This window comes from Gemmatimonadota bacterium (assembly GCA_026705765.1).
In the GTDB taxonomy this organism is placed as follows: Bacteria; Latescibacterota; UBA2968; order UBA2968; family UBA2968; genus VXRD01.
Genome location: JAPPAB010000113.1, coordinates 1 through 5,708, shown reverse-complemented (window position 1 = coordinate 5,708; position 5,708 = coordinate 1). Strand labels below are relative to the sequence as shown.

Annotated in this window: 3 protein-coding genes; 1 reads left to right on the top strand and 2 read right to left on the bottom strand. The window is 51.2% G+C overall.

Annotated features, from left to right (window positions below; genetic code table 11):
• Together OXH16_15780 and OXH16_15775 are read right to left on the bottom strand one after the other, a co-directional pair.
• On the bottom strand, positions 1-362 hold a 362-nt coding region (locus tag OXH16_15780; GenBank protein ID MCY3682861.1), incomplete at its 3' end, for a hypothetical protein.
• Positions 363-568: 206 nt separating this feature from the next.
• Complete coding sequence (locus OXH16_15775) at positions 569-5,326, bottom strand: DEAD/DEAH box helicase family protein (protein MCY3682860.1); 4,758 nt, start codon at positions 5,324-5,326, stop codon at positions 569-571.
• Between the two features lie 86 nt (positions 5,327-5,412).
• On the opposite strand from OXH16_15775, the gene OXH16_15770 reads away from it, so the two are divergent.
• Positions 5,413-5,708, top strand: a 296-nt coding sequence (locus tag OXH16_15770) for a hypothetical protein (protein ID MCY3682859.1), incomplete at its 3' end; no start/stop codon positions are given.

Below are 5,708 nucleotides of genomic sequence, written 5' to 3'. Positions count from 1 at the left end.
AGTGGGTCTCCTTTCTTACTACTCATAAGGTACCCACCGAAACGGGTCAAGTCCAGCTGTATATCAAAAGGGAGCTTACGACTTTTTTCACAAACCATTGTTACATGCTTTCCGTGAGACCTGGCATAACCTAACTCATACCAAACATTGGGGTTATCCGATGTTATTTCGGCGAAACACACATCAGACTTTTCAATGCCTTTTTCAATAGCAGATATAAGAATGTCAGCGCCGGGATCTCTGTCCACTCTATATGGTTCAACGCCCGCATCTCTTATAGCTGGTTCAAAAGTATCGGCATATCGTTTCTCGTAAGTTGCCTCATTGAAAGGCTGAATAACAAAACACTTTCCTTGGCTCATTGGCTTTACCTTTGTAGTTAGGATTAAAATAGCCCCTTATCCGCTGTATTTAAGTGGGCAACAGGACAATAACAAATAACTAAAAAACAGGCAACTAAAACTCTTGCCTGCGAAGCTGGAGTTACCTCGTTTTGATGGAGAATTTAGGGCTTGGGTTCCAGGCCTACGGCGGTAAGATGGATACCTCCGAATTTAACGATACCTAACTATCCCTTTATTGAAAGATCCATCTGCTCTGGTTGAAAAGATTCTGGTAAACGTTCAACAATCCGCACAGTTTCAACGCTGAGATGCACGATTCTACGGAGTGCCACGATCAGATCCCGCGGATCTTTGAACCATTCATTGGGGTCATTGACAATGCCACTTTTTGTATCGCGTTTAACCCTGTATCGGTCAATGAACCAATCAAGCGGCGTTCGTCCATTGACCTCATACCGATGCGCTTCGGCTGGAATCCCGCTCACTCGAATATGGTCGTTGACGATGAGAACGGCCTTTTCTTCTTTATCGGCGTACCGCATTGCACGCTCGCCGATTCGATAGTGCTCTGGCCGCAACTCTCCAGGCTGTATTGACTCGATCACCAGCGGATACTCTTCGCAGGTCTCATAGTTGAGATGTAGCGCAGCGAGATCACGCCCGGCATTGGCAAAAGCAAAGAAATCCGGGGCCATTGGGATTCTCGGCAGTTCTTTCGACAGATCACTGGCAAAGTGCTTCCCATATTCGGGCGCGTGGAGAATTCCATAGACATAATCAAAAATATCGTCCTTGTTAATCTTGTTGTTGCCGTAATGCACACGGAATTTTTTGAGTGTCGTGTCGGTGATATTGTCAATTTGTCTTAGAGTAGGTGTGTCATCAAATAATTCTCTCTGGTTCTCGTTTACTTGCTCATAGCGGTATCTTGGGAAACACTGGCCGAAAGCGACAAAGTGAAGGTCCGGCATCTTATTGACTACGAGGGCGGAGAACGGCTTGGTTGATCCGATACCCGGTACGCAGATCACGCGGTTTTCGGTGTCGGTCTCTGGAAAAATATCTCTGGTCAATCCCGGGCGTTGAGCAAATGTTTCATCAGCGTAGAGGTACTGTTTTACGTATGGGCGATAGCTCGTCTCTCGAATGTATTCGAGCGAAAACTTCGTCATGATTCGCCGTTGACTCAGGCTTTTCAATTTGTCATCCCAATGGGCATTTGAGGAATGTTCGCGCAACACCTCGTCAATTGTGTATTGGGGATGTTCTTCCTGAACCCGCATGACTTCTAGATAGTCATCCACCGTCTTCCGTGCATTTTGGCCGCAAGCATTGTGGGAGAAGTTGTACATATAAGAGTCTCGTCCAGTCTTGTAGCCGTTGCTGAACAGCCTAAATATTGCTTCGTCCGTCTTGCCCGCCTTCGCCTCCTTCGATCCCATTGGTTGGAATTCCTGAAACACTTCATCGCGCTGGCCAATCCAGTCATTATGCTGGTCGGGGGTAATCTGGTGCCAGCCCTCAATACCCGTAATAGATCCCGCATCGCGCAGGATTTTCAACTTGTCCTCGCGCTTCAGATAGTCGCCGATATCGCGGTAGAGGATGCGGCAACCATTGTGCGTGGCATTCGGATTGCTTACCAGAATAGTGACTGCCGCTGGCGCACGAGAACCCTGGCCGAATACGTTATCACCCTCCGCTCGCCGCAAGTTGCCAGATGTCCTCGCATTTCCTCGCAAATTTAATACATAGATTGAACTAAACTCTTTAACTAAGCAGGCACGCACACCTGAATCTACATTGCCATCAATCCACGAGCCATTCGTTACAAAGGCAACGATCCCCTGATCGCCAATCCGGTCGGAAGCCCAGCATATCGCCATTTTGTATGTATCGTAGAGGCTGTTCTTCAGCGTCGCCGTCGAATTGGCAGCATAGGTCTCAGCGACGCGTGCCTCAATCTCGGGATAGGTCACATTGGGATTGTCATCAGCCACACTCTCTTGCCCTACCGACCAAGGTGGATTGCCTACGATGACCTGAATCGGCAGTTTCTGCTGGCGTTCGGCGCGTTCGCTGTTATCTGGCAACCATTCCCTTGGGAAGCCTGTTCGCTCGGTATGCAGGTTGAATGTGTCCGTCAGGACAATGCCGCTAAAAGGTTCATAGGTGCTGTCGCTCCCCATGCGTCCGTGAAAGGCTTCCTCGATATGTATTGCTGCGATGTAGTAGGCGAGCAGGATGAGTTCGTTAGCGTGAAGCTCCTCGCGGTACTTCCTCAGCAGATCGGCATCATGGATCAGCGCAGACTGTAGCAGCCGCACAAGAAAGATGCCAGTACCCGTGAAGGGGTCAAGGACGTGGACGCCTTCATCGCTCAGCGATCGACCAAACTCATCGCGCAATACGTGGTCAGCACTTGCCAGAATGTAGTCCACAATTTCCACCGGCGTATAGACAATGCCGAGACGGTCCGCGTCCTTCTTCATCGCTGTGGCAAAGAACTTTTCGTATAGCTCCATCAAGACGCTCTGCCGTGCTTCGCTATTGTCGAGACCGCGGGCACGAAGCCGCACACTTTCGTAGAAGTTCTCCAGGTCGCGCGTTTCATTCTCCAGCCCGAACTCTCCAAAATCCTTCCTCAAATCATCCAGTGCCTTGGCCACCGGGTTTCCACCAGCGAAGTCGTATTGCTCAAATAGGGCCTCGAAAACAGGTTGTGTCAGAATGTGCTGTGCCATCATATCAATGGCGCTGTCGCGGGTGATTGAGTCGTTGATCGACACCTTGAGTTCGTTGTGAAACTCCTCAAACCATTCGCGCAGAAACTCATTTTTGGGATTATCGAGAAGTCCTTCGATCCGCGTCACGAGACGGGTGAAAATGTCAGCCACGTCCTTGGCCCAGGTCTCCCAATATTTGCGGTCCCCACACTTCTCGACGATCTTAGCATAGATTGCTCCTGGCGGCAGATCAAGCGGTGGAAAGGGCAATGTAAGCTCGTCTGGCAAATCTTCTCCATTAGCACCTCCGCCACCAAAGATGATCCGATCCGTCGGGCTATTATTGAGATCAATTTGGTTGATCTCCGCATCAAACCGGTCATCGTGAGACCGTAGAGCACGTAGCACGCTCCAGACAGCGGCGAACCGCTTGTTATCGTCAAGTACCGTTGCTGGATCGACACCTGCTGGCACAGCGACCGGCAACACGATGTAGCCGTATTCCTTGTCTTCTGCCTTGCGCATGACACGACCCACTGCCTGTACGATATCGACATGACTATTGCGCGGGTTCATGAACAGCACTGCATCGAGCGCGGGCACGTCAATGCCTTCAGACAGACAGCGTGCATTCGAGAGGATGCGGCAATTTCCATTGGAAGAACCCTTCAACCACTCAATCCTGGCCTTGCGTTCAAGTGCATGATGCTGCCCATCAACGTGTTGCGTCTTGCAGGAGAATGCCTCTGATTGCTCCTCTTCAGGCAGCAACGCGACGGCTTGTTCAACAATGCCACGCCAATGCTCATTTAGCCGTTTGGAGGACGCGATTGTATTAGTGAAAGCAATCGCGCGTCTCAGAGGACGGATTGGCCCATCGTCAGCGGATTTATTCTCAGGGTTCTGTAACGCGCGCCAGCACCCGACGATCTTTGCTGCATCAGTAAGGTTGATTTCGCCAGCGCCTGAAGCCAGATGCGCCTGCAAAGCGGCATCCACATGCTGCTCTGACATCGTGAGAACCACAACCTTGTAGTCTGACAAGAGGTCCTGTTCGACCGCCTGGGAGAAGGGTAAGCGATGGAATTCTGGTCCATAGGTCGTCGGGTCATCCATAGAGAACACTTCGACATTGTGGTTGGCAGCTTTTGTTTTGGCACCTTCGGTGTAGAGGCGCGGCGTGGCCGTCATATAGAGGCGTTTGGCTGCACGAATTCTCTTTGCGTCGTGTACCAGCACAAAAGGCGAGGTCTTGTCGTCGGGGTGCTCAATACCCGTCGTCCGATGCGCTTCGTCACAGAGAATGAGATCGAATGGTGGCGCACCTTCATCCTGCGCCTGTTCGACAAGGCCGAGTGAGTGATAGGTGGAGAAGACCACCGTCATTACGTCCGTTATCTCGTCTCCCAGAGCTTGTGAAATCTTCGCCGGGTCTGTAGTAACTGGAATCTCCAGTTCCTGAAGCGAGGCGTCTTCATCACTTTTCCCCGCGCGTGTATCAGAACAGATACCGATGTAGCGGTGCGGCACTTCTCGCTGTGTCGCCCACTCGCGCATTGATTGCTGGAACAGCGATATCGACGGCACCAGATAGAGCACTCGCCCACCCACGCCTGCAATAGCTTCCGCGATACGCAACGCGGCAAACGTCTTACCCGTACCGCAGGCCATGATCATCTTGCCGCGGTCATGCTCGTCAAACCCGTTCAGCACATCGTCAAAGGCAGTCTGTTGATGGGGCCGCATGCTGAATGGTTCGCCGTGATACGACAGTGCCTCGGGATCTTCTCTCACCAGGTCGGGCCAATCGAATGGACGGCTCGCCAGATCACCGAAACGGATCACGTAACAAGCAGGCTTCAGTGGCGCAATAGTCTTCTTCGCGGTCGGCCCCCACTCATCTCCGGTATCAACGACGATGCGTGCTGTAAATGGCTCGCGCGCCGAGGCAGATATAAACGAGTCCAGGTGTGATTTCGATATCCGCGTACCAGGCGCATAGCACTTGCATTGGATGGCGCAGTAGCCTCCCTCGCTCTCTTTGGCAACGAGATCAATGCCCGTATCTTTGCCATCGAAGTCTGGTCGCTCTTCTGCCCACTCAGACCACAGCCAGACCTCAGAAAACCGGTCACGGTAGAGCGGATCCTGGGTAAAGTATGTCTTCATCAGTCGCTCAAAGAGCCGTCCCTTCTCGAATTCTGAGTCGGCAATAGACCGGATGTGATCCAGCACTTGTTGAAAACCATCACTCATTGTTCAATCCTCTGAAATAGTCAACCGAAAGACTCACCTGATTCCCACTGGGGCCGAGGCGTATCAACATAAATCTGGCGACTGTTATGAAACCGCACGCTATTATCTCAACTCCTGTGTTCTTCCAAAGCCTGTGCAAGATCACGCGTCAAACGCCCGGTCTCTGCTCGCTCTTTGGCAAGGCTGGCCTCTATCATCAGAATGTGCCCCTTCAAAACCGCTGTATTATCTCTCTTGCAGGCAATGGGCAATTCTCGACAATCTCCTATTCATTTATGCCTAAAGAAAATACGATAAGATTGAAAAAAGGGCAATTTGCATTAGGTGATGTGGAGTTACCCCGCTTCAGTGGAGAGTTTAGGGCTTGTGTTTCAAGCCCGTG

Bases quoted from the DNA above. Each gene is read 5' to 3' on its own strand.
- OXH16_15775 (MCY3682860.1), bottom strand. From the start codon at position 5,326: ATGAGTGATGGTTTTCAACAAGTGCTGGATCACATCCGGTCTATTGCC.